Source organism: Microtetraspora sp. NBRC 16547 (assembly GCF_030268965.1).
Taxonomy (GTDB): domain Bacteria; phylum Actinomycetota; class Actinomycetes; order Streptosporangiales; family Streptosporangiaceae; genus Microtetraspora.
Genome location: NZ_BSSE01000146.1, coordinates 1 through 254, shown reverse-complemented (window position 1 = coordinate 254; position 254 = coordinate 1). Strand labels below are relative to the sequence as shown.

1 pseudogene is annotated in these 254 nt (G+C 66.5%); it reads left to right on the top strand.

Annotated features, from left to right (window positions below):
• Positions 1-254: pseudogene (locus QSK17_RS35990) on the top strand (RNA-guided endonuclease TnpB family protein); the annotation flags it as partial.

Below are 254 nucleotides of genomic sequence, written 5' to 3'. Positions count from 1 at the left end.
ACGGCTGAGCCGCACCTACGGCCAGATCGCCAAGGCCCGCGCGACAGCCAAGCGTCGGGCCTTGGACTGGCAGCACCAGACCACCACCGAACTCGCCGGCACCTTCAGCGTGGTCGTGGTGGAGGGTCTGAAGATTACGAACATGGTCCGCTCTGCCAAGGGCACGATCGAACAACCCGGCCGGAACGTGACACAGAAGGCAGGGCTGAACCGCGCCATCACCGGCGAGGCGTGGGGTCGCACAGTCACCCTGC